A 15,449-nucleotide genomic window follows, 5' to 3' on the forward strand; every position below is an offset into this window, starting at 1 on the left:
CGGCTCAGGCCGCCCGGCGCCGGTCGCGGGCGGTCCGGCCGCGGGTCTCGCGGAACTCGGCGCGCCGCGTGCCGCCGCGGGCCAGCCGCATCGCCCGGCGGGCGTTGTCCATCGGCTCGCAGGGCGCGCTCCGCCCGGCGCACAGCAGGCTGGTGCAGCGCCCCGCCGCGTCGGGCTGGTGCGCGGCGGCCACGTCGTACGCCGTCCGCCAGAGCAGCGGGTCGGTGACGTCGTCCGGCAGGTCGACGTCCTGACTGGACCGGAACCGTGTCGTCTCGGGCACCCCGTTCCCCCTTCGTGATCGCTCTCCCTGTTCAGTGACCGGCCGGGCCGGCGTCAAACCTCCCACCGGCCGGGACGGAGCGACCAGCGGCGTGCGTCACGCCGGGTACGCGCGGGTCTCCGCCGCCTTGACCGCCGCCCACACCGGCTGGCCGGGGCGCAGCCCGAGGTGGGCGGCCGCGGCCGGGGTGACGTCGGCGGCCACGTCGACCGGCCCGGCGAGCTGCACCCGCAGGTTGTCGCCGTGCCGCTGCACCCCGGTGACGGTGGCCGGCCAGACGTTGCGGGGGCTGCCGTCCGGGCGGGCCGGGTGCAGCGCGACGGCGGCCGGCGGGAACGCGACGAACGCCTCTCCCCGTACGGTGTCCGCCGTGGTGAGGGTGAGTCCGCCGACCGTGACGGCGTGCCCGTCGGCCTGCCCGCGGTGCAGGTTGAGCCCGACCAGCCGGGCCACGTAGTCGGTGCGGGGGCGGGCCGTGACGCTCGCCGCGTCGCCCTCCTGGACCACCTGCCCCCGCTCGACGATGACCAGCCGGTCGGCGAGCACCAGGGCGTCCAGGGGGTCGTGGGTGACCAGCAGGGTGGCGCCGGGGTGCGCGCCGAGGTGGCGCTGGAGTTCGGCGCGGGTGTCGAGCCGGGCCCCGGCGTCGAGCGCGGCGAGCGGCTCGTCGAGCAGCAGGAGGGTGGGCTCGACGGCGAGCGCGCGGGCCAGGGCGACCCGCTGGGCCTGCCCGCCGGAGAGCTGGCGTGGCTTGTGCCGGGCCTGCCCGGCCAGGCCGACCCGGTCCAGCCAGCCCTGCGCCCGGGCCCGGGCGGCCCGCCGGTCGGCGCCCCGGCGGCGCGGCCCGAACGCCACGTTGTCGAGTGCGCTGAGATGCGGGAAGAGCAGGTAGTCCTGGAACACCACGCCCACCGGGCGCCGCTCGGGCGGCGTCCACACCCGCCGGTCGGGGCGGTCGAGGTCGACGCCGCCGAGGGTGAGGTGCCCGGCGCCGAGCGGGTGCAGCCCGGCGAGGGCCCGCAGCGCGGTGGTCTTGCCGGCCCCGTTCGGGCCGAGCAGCGCCACCACCTCCCCGGCGCCGATGCGCAGCCGGACGTCGAGGTGGAACGCGCCCCGGTCGGCGACCAGGTGTGCGTCGAGCAGAGGCGGGGCCGTCACGTCACACCGACCCAGCGGTCGCGCAGCCCGGCCAGGATGGCCACGGAGACGGTGAGCAGGATGAGGCTGAGCACGATGGCGGCCTGCACGTCGGTCTCCAGCGCCAGGTAGACGGCGAGCGGCATGGTCTGCGTCCGGCCCGGATAGTTGCCGGCGAAGGTGATGGTGGCGCCGAACTCGCCGAGCGCGCGGGCCCAGCAGAGCACCGCGCCGGCCGCCACCCCGGGGGCGACCAGCGGCAGGGTGACCCGGGTGAAGGTGGTCCAGCGCCCGGCGCCGAGGGTGGCCGCCGCCTCCTCGTAGCGGGGGTCGGCGCCGCGCAGCGCGCCCTCGACGGCGATGACGAGGAAGGGCATGGCCACGAACGCCTCGGCCAGCACCACTCCGGCGGTGGTGAACGGGAGGCTCACCCCGAAGGTGGCGTCCAGCCAGGACCCGAGCAGCCCGCGCCGGCCGAAGACCAGCAGCAGCGCCACCCCGCCGACCACCGGCGGCAGCACCAGCGGCACGGTGACCAGCGCGCGGACCAGCCGCCGGCCGCGGAACTCGACCCGGGCCAGGAGCCAGGCCAGGGGTACGCCGAGCGCGACGCAGAGCAGCGTGGCGGCGGTGGCGGTCTCCAGCGACAGCCGCAGCGCGGTGAGCACGCCGGGCTGGGCGAGCCGCCGGGGCAGCGTGGTCCAGGGTGCCCGGACCAGCAGCCCGGCCAGCGGCAGGACGAGGAAGAGCAGGCCGAGCCCGGCGGGGAGCAGCAGGGCCAGCGGCACCCGCTGCCGGCGGCGCGGGGGTCGCGTCACCGGCTCGGCGGGGCCTGGAACCCGGCGGCGGTGAGCACGGCCAGGCCGGCGGCGGAGCGGACGTAGTCGACGAAGGCGCGGGCCCCGGCCGGGTTGGCGGCGTGCGTGAGGACCGCGACGGGGTAGTCGTTGACCGCCCGGGCCGACTCGGGGAACTCGACGGCGTCCAGTTCGGCGGCGCCCCGCACGTCGGTGCGGTAGACCAGCGCCGCGTCGACCTCGCCCAACTTCACCTTCGCGAGGGCGCCCTTGACGTCCTGTTCGAGGGTGGCCGGGGTGAGCCGCACGCCGGCCGCGGCGAGGGCGGTCCGCGCCGCCGCGCCGCACGGCACCTGCTCGGCGCAGAGCGCCACCTTCACCGCGGGCCGGGCCAGGTCGGCCAGGCCGGCGACCCGGTCCGGGTTGCCCTCCGGTACGGCGATGACGAGCTGGTTGCGGACCAGGACGGCCGGTGTCCCGGCGGCGTCGCCCGCGTCGGTGACGGTCTTCATGGTGGCCGGCGAGGCGGCCGCGAACACGTCGGCCGGCGCGCCCTGGGTGATCTGGGTGGCGAGCGCCGAGCTGCCGGCGAAGTTGAAGACGACCCGGGTGTCGGGGTGGGCGGCCTCGTAGTCCTTACCGAGCTTCGTGAAGGACCCGGTGAGCGAGGCGGCGGCGAAGACGGTCACCGTGCCGCCCGTGCCGGCGGCCGGGTCGTCGCCGGCGCCGCAGCCGGTGGCGCCCAGGGTCAGCGCGGCCAGCCCGGCCAGGGCGGCGCGTTTCCACCGTGCGGTCACGGGCTGGTCCTTCCCTTCGGCGCGCGCTCCACCACGACGGTGGTCGACTTGATCACGGCGACGGCCACCGAGCCGACCTGGAGGTCGAGGTCGTCGACCGCCTCGCGGCTCATCAGCGACACGATCCGGAACGGCCCGGCCTGGATGTCGACCTGGGCCATCACGGTGTCCTTGACGACGGCCGTGACGATGCCGCGCAGCCGGTTGCGGGCCGAGGAGAGCTCGGGGTGGCCCGGTGCGCGGACGAACGCGGCCAGGTCGGCGCCGTCGAGCACCCGGTGGCCGTGCTCGTCGCGGGTGGCGGGCAGCCGCCCGGCGTCGATCCAGCGGCGGACCGTGTCCGCGCTGACCCCGAGCAGTTCGGCGGCCTCGCCGATCCGGAACACCGTCACGCGGCCACCCTAGCGGCTCGCAGGTGCGGGTGTGAAGCCGCGCGGCCCCTCGCATCCGCCAGGAGCGAGGGGCCACGGCAGCCGTAACTGCGGTGGTTCTAGTCGCCCGTCGGGGTGAGCCGGACCCGCCGGAGCAGCTGGGCGTTGAGCGCCACCACGATGGTGGAGGCGGACATGAGCACCGCGCCGACGGCCGGGCTGAGCGCGACGCCCGCCCAGGCCAGGACCCCGGCGGCGAGCGGGATGGCCACCACGTTGTAGCCGGCCGCCCAGGCCAGGTTCTGCCGCATCTTCCGGTACGACGCCCGGGACAGCCGGATCACGCCGGTGACCCCGCGCGGGTCGGAGCTGGCCAGCACCACCCCGGCGGACTCGATCGCCACGTCGGTGCCGGCGCCGATGGCCACGCCCACGTCGGCACGGGCGAGGGCCGGGGCGTCGTTGACCCCGTCGCCGACCATGGCCACGGTCAGCCCGCGGGACTGGAGCTCGGTGACCGCCTTGTCCTTGTCGGCGGGCAGCACCTCGGCGAAGACCTCGTCCACGCCGGGGCGGAAGCCCAGGTCGGCGGCGACCGCCTCGGCGACCGGCCGGGCGTCCCCGGTGATCATGACGATCTTCTTCACCCCCTGCTCGCGCAGTTCGGCGATGGCCGCGCGGGCCTCGGGACGCACCTCGTCCTCCAGGGCGAACGCGCCGACCACCTCCGGGCGGCCGGCGTCGGGCAGCCGGACCAGGTGCAGCACGGCGGCGCCCCGCCGCGACCAGCCCTCCGCCGCACGCGCCAGCTCGCCGGGGACGTCGGCGCCCAGCTCGCGCAGCAGGGCCGGGCCGCCCACCGCCCAGTCGGTGCCGTCCACCGTGGCACGTACGCCCCGGCCGGTCAGCGAGCGGAAGTCCCGGGCGGACGCCCGCAGGCCCCGGTCCTGCGCGGCCGTGACCAGGGCCCGGGCGAGCGGGTGCTCGCTGTCCGCCTCGACCGCGCCCGCGAGGCGCAGCGCGGCGTCGTCGTCCAGCCCGCCGGTGGCGGTCACCCCGGTCAGGGTGTGCCGCCCCTTGGTGAGGGTGCCGGTCTTGTCGAACAGCACCGCGTCGACGGTGCGCATCCGTTCCAGGGCGAGCCGGTCCTTCACCAGGATGCCGGCGCGCGCGGAGAGCGCCGTGGAGAGCGCCACGACCAGCGGGATGGCCAGGCCGAGGGCGTGCGGGCAGGCGATCACCAGCACCGTCACGGTCCGGACCACGGCCTGGTCGGTGTCGCCGAGCACCAGCCAGGCCGCGAAGGTGGCCAGGCCGGCGACGGCCGCCACGTAGAACAGCAGCGCCGCGAACCGGTCGGCGAGCACCTGCGCGCGGCCGCCGGAGGACTGGGCCTGGGCGACGAGGCGGCCGATGCCGGCGAGCGCGGTGTCCTCGCCGACGGCCTCGACGCGTACTCGAAGGGCCGAGTCGGTGGCCACGGTGCCGGCGACCACCCGGTCCCCGACGGCGCGCGGCACCGGTCGGGACTCCCCCGTGATCATCGACTCGTCCAGTTCGGCGGCGCCGTCGACGATCCGGCCGTCGGCCGGGACCCGGCCGCCGGAGCGGACCAGCACCAGGTCACCGACCCGCAGGTCCGCCACCGGCACCCGGTGCACGGCGCCGGACTCGTCGAGACGTTCGGCGTCGTCGGGCAGCAGCGCGGCGAGCGCCGCCAGGGCGCCCTGGGCCTGCCCGATCGCCTTCATCTCCTGCCAGTGCCCCAGCAGCATGATGGTGACCAGGGCGGCCAGCTCCCACCAGAAGTCCAGGTCGAACAGGCCGAGGCTGGTGGCCGCCGACGCCAGGTACGCGACTGTGATCGCCATCGAGATCAGCAGCATCATGCCCGGCGCCCGGTCGCGCACCTCGCGGACGCCGCCGACCAGGAACGGCCAGCCGCCGTAGAAGAAGACGATCGTGCCGAGGGCCGGGCCGACCCAGCGGACGCCCGGGAAGTCGAGCGAGTAGCCGAGCCAGTCCATGACCATGTGGCTGGTCAGCACGATCGGCACGGTCAACGCCAGGCTCAGCCAGAACTTGCGGCGGAACTGCTCGGGGTCGTGCCCCGCGTGCTTGTCGTGCCCCCGGTGCGTGTCGTGGCCGTCGTGCGTGTCGTGGCCTTCGTGCGTGTCGTGCCCCGCGCCGTGGTGCCCGTGTTCGTGGTCCATCGAACTCCACCTCCGCCGCCACCATATACCCCTAGGGGGTATGCGCCAACTCCCGGTCCCGCCCCGGCCCGGTGGCCGGACAGCCGAGGGGCCCGCGGGTTAGCCTCGGGGGCAGGGCCGGCCCCGGGAGTGACATGAGCGAGCAGAACACCCAGACGGTGCTGCCGGCGGCGTTCTTCGGGCACGGCAACCCGATGAACGCCCTCGAGGTCAACCGCTACAGCGCCGCCTGGCGGGAGTTCGGCCGGTCGGTGCCCCGGCCCCGCGCCATCCTGGTGGTCTCCGCGCACTGGTACATCGGCGCCACCGCGGTCACCGCGATGCCCCGGCCGCGCACCATCCACGACTTCTACGGCTTCCCGCAGCAACTCTTCGACGTGCGCTACCCGGCGCCCGGGCTGCCGGAGCTGGCCGAGGAGATCAGCGACGTGGTGCACCCCACCTGGGTCGGCGCCGACGTGGACTCCTGGGGCATCGACCACGGCACCTGGTCGGTGCTCACGCACGCGTTCCCCGACGCCGACATCCCGGTGGTGCAGCTCAGCATCAACGCGTTCAAGCCGTTCGACTACCACCTCGACCTCGGCGCCCGGCTCGCCCCGCTGCGCGAGCGCGGCGTGCTGGTGGTGGCCAGCGGCAACGTCGTGCACAACCTGGGCGGCGTCGACCCGCGGCTGGCCGACGAGGGCTTCGACTGGGCGCGCCGCTTCGACGACGCCGCCCGGGAGACGGTCCAGGACGCGCCGACCGAGGCGGCCCGGCTGGACGGGCACCGGGACTTCGACCTCGCGGTGCCGACGCCGGACCACTTCATCCCGCTGCTCTACCTGGCGGGGCTGGCCGGCGCCGCCGGGGACCGCCCCGACGTGCTGGTCGACGGCTACGCGTACGGGTCGCTGTCGATGACGGCCTACACCCTCGGGCTGCGCTGCCGGGGCGAGCAGCCGGCGGCCGGGGCACCGTCGCTGCCCGGCGGGGTCCCGGCCGACTCCGCCAACATCTGAACCCGGTTCCGCGTCCTCAGCGCTCCGGCCGGGCGGTCACGCCGGCGCCGCCCAGCGGGCTCCTGCCCTGCCAGGGCCAGCGGCCGTCCAGCTCCACCTCCAGCGAGAAGCTGAGGAACGTCCGGACCAGCACGATCAGCGCCAGCACCCCGACGCTGGTGAAGGTGGGCGAGACCGCCACGGTCCGGATGATGTCCCCGCCGACGAGGAACTCCAGGCCGAGCAGGATGGCCCGCCCCACCCCCTGCCGGTAGGACCGGTAGTGCTCGACGACCTGCCGGGTGCGCCACCAGCGCAGCCCGAAGACGACCGTGGCGATCGCGACGCCGACCGCGATGACCAGCACCCCGGCCAGGTCCAGGAGCGTGCCGATGTGCTGGATGATCTCCTTCGTCGGCACCCGTCACCCCCGCGCCGCCGGTGGCGCCCCGCACGCGCCGTCCGCAGCACCACCCTGTCGCATCGCCGCTGCCGGCGGGCGGCTTTCGTCCGAGCCCGCCCGGGCGGCGGGCTCGCCGGCATTCGCCTACCGCCGCCCGCCGCCGCGCCTAGGGTGGGACTCGGACCCGACCGTCCCGCTCCGGCGGGCGGTCACCGACGGCAGCTGGCGAGGAGCGGACGTGACGCAGCCGGAAGAGGACCAGGAGAAGAGCAAGAAGACCGACGACGTCCTGTACTCCGCGGACGGCGACCCGCACCACAACCTGGCCCAGGCGCCGCAGCCCGACGAGCACCTGACCCCGCGGTACGAGCACGACGGCGAGTCGGAGCCCGTCGGCGACGAGTGAGCCCCCGCTCAGGGTTCCGGCGACAGGCCGGTCCGGGCCGCCCGGGCATCGGCGGCGGCGCCCGGCGGGGCGACCGGCGCCGGGACCGGCAACTGGCGGTCGTGCAGGCGGCTCAGCAGCGCCAGCGAGGTGATCGCGCCGACCAGCGCCAGGAACATGTCCCACTGGGTGTCCCAGACGTCGCCCTGGGTGGCGAGGAAGTCGTCGGCCGCCGAGCCGCCGGCCAGCGCCGCCCACCACTCGATCATCTCGAAGAGGGCGCTGAACGCCAGGCAAGCGCAGACCACCAGCGGGGCGAGCCAGCGGCTGCCGCGCAGCGGCGACCGGCGGACCAGGATCTCGCGGACCAGGATCGCCGGCACGAAGCCCTGGGCGAAGTGGCCGAGCCGGTCGTACGGGTTGCGGGACAGGTGGAACGTCTCCCGCGCCCAGTCGCCGACCGGCGTGCGCGCGTAGCTGTAGTGGCCGCCGACCACGAGGATCAGCGCGTGCGCGGCGAGCAGGCAGCAGAGCAGGGTGGTCAGCGGGAACCGCCGCCAGGTGACCAGCACCAGCGGGACGCCGACGAGCACCCAGACCGTCTCCAGCAGCCAGGTGAGCCGGTCGTACGGCCGGATGCCGGAGGCCACGAGGGCGGCGACGACGAGGACCAGCAGCGCCGGTGGGACGACTGTGCGTGCTCGGGGCACCGGCGACCGCCTGTCCACGTTCCACCCGGTGCGGCCCGGCGCCGTCCGGAGAGGACGACGATAGCAACGGCGGGGGCGCCTCCCGGCGCCCCCGCCGGGCCGCTCAGTCCTGTGCCTGCCAGCGGTAGAACACGGTGGCCACCGAGTCCTGCGGGCCGTGCCACTCCTCCGGGCGGTACGGGCTGACGTAGGGCGCGAGGTCCTGCATCACCTTTGCGAAGACCGGCTTGGTGTCGTGGTTGTTCCGGGTCGCCTCGGCGGCCGACGCCTCCTGTTCGAGCAGGTGGACGTAGACGTCGTCGATCGAGTAGAGCCAGCGCCCGGTGACGCCCAGCTCGGCCGGCAGCGAGCCGGCGTCGGACTCGGCGAAGACCCGCGCCACGTCCGGTTCGGCGCCTGGCTTGATCCGCCCGACGATCACGGTCAGCGTGGTGTCCGCGGGCGGCTCCCCCTCCGGGGCCCAGTGGTAGAACTCCTTGGCCACCGAGTCGGACGGGTTCTTCCAGTACCGCGGGTACGGCGTCACGTACGGGCCGATCGCCTCGGCGATCTTCTGGAACGCGGGCAGCCCCCGGGTCTGGCCGGAGATCCTCGGGTCCTGCTCGCGCTCGATGACGTGGATGTAGAGGTCGTGGTGGGACAGCAGGATGCGCCCGATGACCCCGAGGTCCTGCGGCCGGGTGGCCTGGTCGTAGTGGCCGAAGACATCCCCGACGATCTTGTCGCTGCCGGGGACCATGTGGCAGACGATCACGTTCCGGAAGACCATGGCTGCTCCTTGGTTGGGTTCGGGTGGGCGGGTGGGAGGCTCAGGTGGCGAAGGTGACCGGCAGCTCCAGCAGGCCGCGGAACGGCGACGCGGCCGGCAGCCGGCGTACCTCGTCGAGGGGCACGCCGAGCCGCAGTCCGGGCAGCCGGCGCAGCAGCGCGGCGAGCGCGATCTGCGCCTCCATCCGAGCCAGCGAGACGCCGAGGCAGTAGTGCACGCCGTGCCCGAAGCCCAGGTGCGGGCCGCGGACCCGGCGCAGGTCCAGCCGGTCGGGGTCGGCGAAGTGGGCGGGGTCGTGGTTCGCCGCGTTGATCGCCACGCCGACGATGGAGCCGCGCGGAATGCACACCCCCTCGTACTCGATGTCCTCGGTGGCGATGCGCGGGCTGGCCACGGGCAGCGGGCCGTCGAACCGGAGCAGCTCCTCGATCGCCGCCGGCAGCAGTTGGGGCGTGGCGCGCAGCATCTCGAGCTGCTCGGGGTGGGTGAGCAGGGCGAGCACCGCGTTGCCGAGGAAGTCCGCGGTGGTCTGGTGCCCGGCGAACACCAGCAGGAACGTGGTGGTCACCAGCTCCGCCTCGGAGAGCGTCCCGTCGCGGTCGACCGCGTCGATGAGCGCCCCGATGATGTCGTCCGCCGGGTCGCCGCGCTTGGCCCGCACCAGGTCCGCGAAGTAGTGGTGCAGGCGCAGCTGGGCCTCCTGCACGGCCGCCCGCTCCTCCTGGGGCGGCCGCCGGGTCGAGCCGGAGGTGCGGATCACCTGGGTCCAGTCGAGCACCCGGTCGTGGTCGGCCGGCGGCACCCCGAGCAGCTCGCAGATGACCGTCATGGGCAGCGGGATGGCGAAGTCGTGCATCAGCTCGGCCTGGCCCTGCGGGAGCATCTTGTCGATCAGGTGGTCGATGACCTGCGCCACCCGCGGCCGCAGCGCCTCGATCCGCCGCGGGGCGAACGCCTGGGACACCACCCGGCGCAGCCGGGTGTGCTCGGGCGGGTCGGAGTTGAGCATGTTGCGGTTCAACCCCTCCGAGTTCGGGCCGAAGATCCGCAGGTAGTGCTGGCCGGGACCGTAGAGGTCCTTGGACAGCCGCGGGTCGGTCAGCGCCGTCCGGGCGTCGTCGAAGCGGGTGATCAGCCAGGAGTCGAAGCGCGGGGAGCTGACCGGGCACACCGGCCGGTCGTTGCGCAGCCGGGCGAAGGTCGGGTAGGGGTCGGCGGCGAACTCATCGGTGTAGAGCTCGCCCGCCGGCACGGCGTCCTCGGTCATCGGTCCTCCTCCGGTGCGCTGCCCACGCTGTGCAGCACCTGGTAGGTGTGCCGCTGCGCGGATTCACGCAGCTCGCGGATGATGCGCAGCAGCCGGTCCCGGTGCTCGCTGCGGCCAAAGGCGTCCAGCCGCTCGCGGTCCACCCAGTCGCTGATGATCAGGTAGCTACGCGGGTCCTCGGCGTCGCGGACCAGGTCCTGGTGCAGGCAGCCGTCCAGCGTGCGGATCTCCTCGGCCGCGGTGCGCCACTCCGACTCGAAGCGCTCCTCGCAGCCCTCCCGGGTCCGCATGGCGAGCACCGTGCGCACCCGGGTCACCGGGCACCCCCGAACACCAGGTGCAGGTGCTTGCGGAGCGCGTCGGCGTCGACGGGCTGGCTGCGGAAGCCGACGTGCCCGTCCGGGCGGACCAGGTACAGCCCGCTGCCGGCCAGCCCGTACGCGGCGCGGAACCGGCCGTCGGCGTCGCACACCGCGGGCGGGTCGAGCAGCTGCGGCTCGGCGGCGTCCGGGCTGAGCAGCAGGTACGCGTCGACCTCCCCGGCCGTCTGCCGCCGCACGTCGGCGCAGAGCTCGGCGATCGCGCCCAGCGCCGCCTCGTCGGCCGACGCGTCGGCGTAGAGCAGCAGCGTGTGCCGGGTGCCGCGGGTCAGGTCGCGCAGCCGCAGCGGATGGCCGACGCCGCGCCGCAGCAGCCCGTCCACGTCGGGGGCGCGGTCGCCGGGGCGGGGGGCCTCGCCCAGCGCGTCCGGATCGGACACGGTTTCGCCGACCAGCGGGCTGCCCGCATAGCTGAGCAGCATGGACATCTCCTGGAGGAACTGCCGCTTCAGGTCCTCGCGGTCCAGCTCGTCGGTGAACGCCATCCGCACGGCGCGGCCGACGATCTCCTCGCCCTCCGGCCGCCGCTCGGTCTCGTAGCTGTCCAGCAGGCCGGGCGCGGCGATCCCGCGGACCGCGAGGGCCAGCTTCCAGGCCAGGTTCCAGGCGTCCTGGATGCCGGTGTTCATGCCCTGGCCGCCGGCCGGCGGGTGCAGGTGGGCCGCGTCGCCGACCACGAACACCCGGCCGTCGCGGTAGCGGTCCACGATGCCGTGGCTGATCCGGAACACCGACGACCAGCGCAGGTTCGAGGCGCGGGTGCCGGGCGGGGCGAGGTGGTCGAGGGCGGCCTGGACGTCGGCCAGGGTCGGTGCGCCCAGCTCCGCGCTGAACCCGGGCGGGGCGTCCTGCCCGCCGGTCTGCGCGAAGAACCGGGGCGGGGCCAGGGTGGCGATCCGGTACCGGCGTTCGCCGCGCAGCGGGACGCAGACCAGCATCCCGTCCATCCGGCCGTCGGTCTCGTGCAGGAACCGCAGCAGGTGCCCGTCGGGCATGTCCCAGTCCACGTCGACGTCGCCGAGCATGAACAGCTGGGGGAACCGGCCCAGCCCGCCGGTGAAGGTGAGCCCGAGCAGTTCCCGGACCCGGCTGTGCGCGCCGTCGCAGCCGACCAGGTACTTGGCGCGCACCGTCTCGGTGCCGCCGTCGGCCGTGGTGACGGTGGCCGTCACGCCGTCGTCGTCCTGGGTGAAGTCGACCAGCTCGGCGCCACGCTGGGGGCGCACCCCGAGGGTGGCCAGCCGGGCGGTGAGGATGCGCTCGGTCTCGTACTGGGGCAGGCCGAGGTGCGCGTACGGCAGGCCGGGCAGCTCCCAGCTCATCCGGTGGGTCTCCGCCCCGTTGACGAAGACCATGTTGCCGGTGAGCCAGATGCCGGCGTCCATGGCCTCCCGGACGACGCCCTGCTCCTCCCAGATCTCCATGGTGCGGCAGTGCACGCCGATGGCCTTGTCCGCCTGCCCGGCCGGGGTGGCCAGCTTGTCGATCACCCGGCAGTCGACGCCCCGCCGGGCCAGCTCGACGGCGGCGGTCAGCCCGGCGGGCCCCGCCCCGACGACCAGTACGTCCGTTGTCCTGTGCACGTCGGCCTCCCTGCCGGTGGTGGGTTGTCGCCGGCCGCCCCCGTCGGGCACGACGTGGAACAGGCGGCGCCGGATGTCGAGAAGGAACGGCGCGATGGGCCCGGCCTGCGCGGAGGCGTGGGCCGGGTCGGCGATCCAGCGGAGGAACTCCCCCGCGCTGTTCCACTCGGCGAAGATGTGGTGCACGTCCGACCCGGGTTCGCGCAGCAGCTGCTCGCGCCGGTACCCGGGTATCCCGGCCATCCGCGCCCGGACCTCCGGGTAGCCGCGGTGGAACTCGGCGAGCCGGGGCGCCGGCACGGTCAGCTCGACGTCCACGTAGACCGTCGAGTCACCCGTGCCGTGCTCCCGCAGCACGGGGTAGTCGGCCGGGCCGGCCGGCTCGGTCAGCGGCCGGACCAGCTCGGCCAGCCGCGCGGCGACGGGCCCGTCCCGGTACGCCCGCAGCGCCGCCTCGTCGGCCCACTCGGTGACGACGACGAACCCGCGCGGGTCCAGCGCGTCGAGCAGCAGCTCCTGCCGGAGGTTGCCGGCCAGCCCGGCGACCTGCCCCGCGACCGTCCCCCAGGCGGACCGCACGGCGGGCTCGCAGCCCGGACGCGCGCGCAGCCGGAGCATCGTCCTGATCATGAAGTCCCCTTCGACGGCCTGCGGGAGACGGTGGAGCTGCGGTGTCCGGTGCTGCCCGGGCCACCACGTCGTCGCGCTGCGACCCTGCCGGAGGCCGCGTCAACCGGCCGTCACGGACGGCCCCCGCGACGTCCCCACCCGGTGACGCCACGGGGACGGGAGGCCGCTACGACCGGGCCGCCCGGGGCCCGGGTCCGCGCTGTCCCGGTCGGACCTCCGTACCGTGGGCCGGGTGAGGATCTGGGACCGGCTCGCCGGCGCGGCCGCGGACCTGGGGTTCGCCGTCGCGTTCCTGGTCGCGTTCGCCGTCGAGGCCGTCGCCGTCGCGCAGTCCTGGGGCGCCGGCTACTGGCTGTTCGGCGGGCTCGCCGCCCTCGTGGTGGGCGGGTTCGCCCTGCTGCGCCGGTGGCACCGGGGCGGCTTGGCCGCGGCCGGTCTGGTCGCCGCGGCGGTGACCGTGCTGGTCGCCCGGCTGGCCCACCTGCCGGCGGAACCGGGCCCGGCCCTGGCGCTCGCCCTGGCGGTGCTGGTCGGGGCGGCGGTGCGTACCCTTCCGCCGGTGCCGGCGGGCGCGGTGGGCGCCGCCGGCCTCGCCCTCGTGGTGGGCAGCCAGCTCGCCGCCCGTCCGTCCCCGTCCGGCATCTCCTCGGTGGCCGCACTGACCGGGCTGGCCTGGCTGGCCGCCGTCGCGGTCGGGCTCTCGCTGCGCCTGGTCGACGCCCGCAACCAGGCGACCGCCGAGCGGGTACGCCAGGACGAGCGGCTGGAGCTGGCCCGCGAGCTGCACGACGTGGTCGCCCACCACGTCACCGGCATCGTGGTGCAGGCGCAGGCCGCCCAGCTGGTCGCCGGCCGGCACCCGGAGAAGCTGCCGGCCACCCTGGCCGGGATCGAGCTGGCCGGCTCGGAGGCCCTCGCGGCGATGCGCCGGGTGGTCGGGCTGCTGCGCGACACCGCGGACGCGGCGCCCGCCTCGCCCGGTCCGGAGCAGCTCGGCGCCCTGGTCGAGCGGTTCGACCGGCACGGCCCGCCGGTGCGGCTGCGCCTGGCCGAGCCGCCCGCGCAGTGGCCCCCGGAGGTGACCACCACCGTCTACCGGATCGTCCAGGAGGCGCTGACCAACGTGTCCCGGCACGCCCCGCACGCCCGGTCGGTCACCGTCACCGTCGACCGGGACGCGGACGGGATCGTGGTGGAGGTGGTGGACGACGCGCCGCCGGCCCCGGCCCGGAAGGGCCACCGCGGCGGGTACGGTCTCATCGGGATGCGCGAGCGCGTCCAGACCCTCGGCGGCACGCTGCGGGCCGGTCCCCGCGCCGCCGGAGGCTGGTCCGTGCTGGCCACCCTCCCCCTCCCCTCCAGGACGGCACGATGACCATCCGGGTGCTGCTCGCCGACGACCAGGCGATGGTCCGCGGCGGCCTCCGGCTGATCCTCGAGGACCAGCCGGACATCAGCGTGGTGGCCGAGGTGTCCGACGGCGTCGACGCCGTCGCCCAGGCCCGCCGGCTGCGCCCGGACGTCTGCCTGGTCGACATCCGGATGCCCCGCCTGGACGGCATCGAGGTGACCCGGGCGCTGGCCGGTCCGGGGGTCCCCCATCCGATGCGGGTCGTCGTGGTGACCACCTTCGACCTGGACGAGTACGTCTACGGCGCGCTCCGCAACGGGGCGGTCGGGTTCATCCTGAAGGACGCCGGGCCGGCGCTGCTCGTGGAGGCGGTCCGCGCCGCGCACAACGGCGACGCGCTGGTGTCGCCGTCGGTGACCCTGCGGCTGCTCAGGCACGTGACCTCGGCCGGCGGTCCGCCCGGCGGCAACGCCGCGTCCCACCTCTCGGAGCGGGAGATCGAGGTGGTGCGGGCCATCGCGCGGGGCCGTACCAACCGGGAGATCGCGGCCGAGCTGTTCATCTCGCTGAGCACGGTCAAGAGCCACCTCTCCGGCATCCAGACCAAGCTGGGTCTGCGCAACCGGGTCGAGGTCGCCGCGTGGGCGTGGGAGAACCGCGTGGTGGAGAGCGGCTGACCGGCCCGGTCGTGGTCAGGTGTCGAGCGCGCGGACCGTACGGAGCAGGTGACCGGCCAGGTGGAGCGTGCGGCCGCCGGTCTCCGCGACCACGTCGATCTCCCTGACCTCGGTGCCGGTCCACTCCGGCCCGGCGAAGCTCGCCCGCAGCTCCCGCTCGGTCATGCCCCAGCCGCGCCCCGCCGCCGGTGACACCGCCAGCACGAAGGCGGTGGCGCCCGGCGCGGCCAGGCCCGGCAGCGACGCGAGGTAGCGGTCCATGGCGGCGCCGTACCGGTGGAGGCTGTGCAGCAGGCCCGAGTCGAACACCGTGTCGAACGGCGCGGACGGCAGGCACAGGGCCGTGGCGTCCTGGACCTCGAAGTGCACCGCCAGGCCCTCGCGGGCGGCCTTGGCGCGGGCCTGGTCGATCGCCACGCGCGAGATGTCGACCGCCGTCACCTGGTGGCCGCGCCGGGCGAGGGCGATCGCGAGGTCGCCCGTGCCGCAGCCGATGTCGAGCACCTTCGGGCCCGTGACCCCCTGGTCGAGCACCTCGGCGAGTGCCGGTTGCGGGCCGCCGATGTCCCACGGCGGCCCGCCCGAGTCGGCGGCGTCGCGGTAGACCTCGTCGTAGTCGTGCCCGTGGTCGACCTCGACGGGCTCGTCGCGGTGCGCCTCGTCGTCGCGTGCGCTCACCAGACCTCCTGGACAACGAGTTCACCGGCGGGAAC

17 protein-coding genes are annotated in these 15,449 nt (G+C 75.3%); 4 read left to right on the plus strand and 13 right to left on the minus strand.

All coding sequences use genetic code 11. The features are described from left to right. Window positions 1–4: 4 nt before the first annotated feature. The 6 genes from ABZ452_RS16805 to ABZ452_RS16830 form a co-directional block, all read right to left on the minus strand. Complete coding sequence (locus ABZ452_RS16805) at window positions 5–283, minus strand: hypothetical protein (RefSeq protein ID WP_357943470.1); 279 nt, start codon at window positions 281–283, stop codon at window positions 5–7. Between the two features lie 96 nt (window positions 284–379). Beyond that, window positions 380–1,456 carry an ABC transporter ATP-binding protein gene (locus tag ABZ452_RS16810; protein ID WP_357943706.1) on the minus strand — a complete coding sequence of 359 codons (1,077 nt, stop codon included), beginning with the start codon at window positions 1,454–1,456 and terminating at the stop codon, window positions 380–382. Then, window positions 1,438–2,238: an ABC transporter permease gene (locus ABZ452_RS16815; protein WP_357943472.1), complete on the minus strand. Its 801-nt coding sequence runs from the start codon at window positions 2,236–2,238 to the stop codon at window positions 1,438–1,440. The genes ABZ452_RS16810 and ABZ452_RS16815 overlap by 19 nt, the downstream gene beginning before the upstream one ends. Beyond that, window positions 2,235–3,014, minus strand: a complete 780-nt coding sequence (gene modA, locus ABZ452_RS16820) for a molybdate ABC transporter substrate-binding protein (protein ID WP_357943474.1) — start codon at window positions 3,012–3,014, stop codon at window positions 2,235–2,237. The genes ABZ452_RS16815 and modA overlap by 4 nt, the downstream gene beginning before the upstream one ends. Beyond that, window positions 3,011–3,406 (minus strand): MerR family DNA-binding transcriptional regulator, encoded by a 396-nt coding sequence (locus ABZ452_RS16825; RefSeq protein WP_357943476.1) that lies wholly within the window; start codon window positions 3,404–3,406, stop codon window positions 3,011–3,013. Before ABZ452_RS16825 ends, modA begins: the two co-directional genes overlap by 4 nt. Before the next feature lie 98 nt (window positions 3,407–3,504). Next, window positions 3,505–5,598 carry a heavy metal translocating P-type ATPase gene (locus ABZ452_RS16830; protein WP_357943478.1) on the minus strand — a complete coding sequence of 698 codons (2,094 nt, stop codon included), beginning with the start codon at window positions 5,596–5,598 and terminating at the stop codon, window positions 3,505–3,507. Between the two features lie 134 nt (window positions 5,599–5,732). Between ABZ452_RS16830 and ygiD the strand changes: the two genes are divergently transcribed. Then, window positions 5,733–6,602, plus strand: coding sequence for a 4,5-DOPA dioxygenase extradiol (ygiD, locus tag ABZ452_RS16835; RefSeq protein ID WP_357943480.1), 870 nt, complete (start codon window positions 5,733–5,735; stop codon window positions 6,600–6,602). 16 nt (window positions 6,603–6,618) lie between these two features. Here ygiD and ABZ452_RS16840 read toward each other — a convergent pair whose 3' ends face one another. Next, entirely contained in the window at window positions 6,619–7,002 is a 384-nt protein-coding gene (locus ABZ452_RS16840; RefSeq protein ID WP_357943482.1) for a DUF1622 domain-containing protein, read from the minus strand. 220 nt (window positions 7,003–7,222) lie between these two features. Between ABZ452_RS16840 and ABZ452_RS16845 the strand changes: the two genes are divergently transcribed. After that, complete coding sequence (locus ABZ452_RS16845; RefSeq protein WP_357943484.1) at window positions 7,223–7,390, plus strand: hypothetical protein; 168 nt, start codon at window positions 7,223–7,225, stop codon at window positions 7,388–7,390. A gap of 8 nt (window positions 7,391–7,398) precedes the next feature. Here ABZ452_RS16845 and ABZ452_RS16850 read toward each other — a convergent pair whose 3' ends face one another. The 5 genes from ABZ452_RS16850 to ABZ452_RS16870 all read right to left on the minus strand — a co-directional run bounded on the left by ABZ452_RS16850 (window position 7,399) and on the right by ABZ452_RS16870 (window position 12,708). Next, complete coding sequence (locus tag ABZ452_RS16850; protein ID WP_357943486.1) at window positions 7,399–8,079, minus strand: DUF2238 domain-containing protein; 681 nt, start codon at window positions 8,077–8,079, stop codon at window positions 7,399–7,401. Between the two features lie 103 nt (window positions 8,080–8,182). Then, window positions 8,183–8,848 carry a TcmI family type II polyketide cyclase gene (locus tag ABZ452_RS16855; protein WP_357943488.1) on the minus strand — a complete coding sequence of 222 codons (666 nt, stop codon included), beginning with the start codon at window positions 8,846–8,848 and terminating at the stop codon, window positions 8,183–8,185. 40 nt (window positions 8,849–8,888) lie between these two features. Further along, window positions 8,889–10,115, minus strand: coding sequence for a cytochrome P450 (locus ABZ452_RS16860; RefSeq protein WP_357943490.1), 1,227 nt, complete (start codon window positions 10,113–10,115; stop codon window positions 8,889–8,891). Beyond that, complete coding sequence (locus ABZ452_RS16865) at window positions 10,112–10,432, minus strand: antibiotic biosynthesis monooxygenase family protein (RefSeq protein WP_357943492.1); 321 nt, start codon at window positions 10,430–10,432, stop codon at window positions 10,112–10,114. The genes ABZ452_RS16860 and ABZ452_RS16865 overlap by 4 nt, the downstream gene beginning before the upstream one ends. Further along, complete coding sequence (locus tag ABZ452_RS16870; protein ID WP_357943494.1) at window positions 10,429–12,708, minus strand: FAD-dependent monooxygenase; 2,280 nt, start codon at window positions 12,706–12,708, stop codon at window positions 10,429–10,431. The genes ABZ452_RS16865 and ABZ452_RS16870 overlap by 4 nt, the downstream gene beginning before the upstream one ends. 232 nt (window positions 12,709–12,940) lie before the next feature. Here ABZ452_RS16870 and ABZ452_RS16875 point away from each other — a divergent pair, with 232 nt between their 5' ends. Then, window positions 12,941–14,083, plus strand: coding sequence for a sensor histidine kinase (locus ABZ452_RS16875; protein WP_357943496.1), 1,143 nt, complete (start codon window positions 12,941–12,943; stop codon window positions 14,081–14,083). Then, complete coding sequence (locus ABZ452_RS16880; protein ID WP_357943498.1) at window positions 14,080–14,736, plus strand: response regulator transcription factor; 657 nt, start codon at window positions 14,080–14,082, stop codon at window positions 14,734–14,736. Before ABZ452_RS16875 ends, ABZ452_RS16880 begins: the two co-directional genes overlap by 4 nt. A gap of 15 nt (window positions 14,737–14,751) precedes the next feature. On the opposite strand, the gene ABZ452_RS16885 is transcribed toward ABZ452_RS16880, so the two are convergent. Further along, window positions 14,752–15,414 (minus strand): methyltransferase domain-containing protein, encoded by a 663-nt coding sequence (locus tag ABZ452_RS16885; protein ID WP_357943500.1) that lies wholly within the window; start codon window positions 15,412–15,414, stop codon window positions 14,752–14,754. Between the last annotated feature and the right edge of the window lie 35 nt (window positions 15,415–15,449).

Origin of the sequence: Micromonospora sp. NPDC005707 (assembly GCF_040631005.1) — a bacterium.
Lineage (GTDB): Bacteria > Actinomycetota > Actinomycetes > Mycobacteriales > Micromonosporaceae > Micromonospora.

What these genes read in the sequence shown, in the direction of transcription:
- ABZ452_RS16830 (WP_357943478.1), bottom strand. Translation starts at nt 5,598, where the DNA reads ATGGACCACGAACACGGGCACCACGGCGCGGGGCACGACACGCACGAA.
- ygiD (WP_357943480.1), top strand. Translation starts at nt 5,733, where the DNA reads ATGAGCGAGCAGAACACCCAGACGGTGCTGCCGGCGGCGTTCTTCGGG.
- ABZ452_RS16855 (WP_357943488.1), bottom strand. Translation starts at nt 8,848, where the DNA reads ATGGTCTTCCGGAACGTGATCGTCTGCCACATGGTCCCCGGCAGCGAC.
- ABZ452_RS16860 (WP_357943490.1), bottom strand. Translation starts at nt 10,115, where the DNA reads ATGACCGAGGACGCCGTGCCGGCGGGCGAGCTCTACACCGATGAGTTC.
- ABZ452_RS16870 (WP_357943494.1), bottom strand. Translation starts at nt 12,708, where the DNA reads ATGATCAGGACGATGCTCCGGCTGCGCGCGCGTCCGGGCTGCGAGCCC.
- ABZ452_RS16880 (WP_357943498.1), top strand. Translation starts at nt 14,080, where the DNA reads ATGACCATCCGGGTGCTGCTCGCCGACGACCAGGCGATGGTCCGCGGC.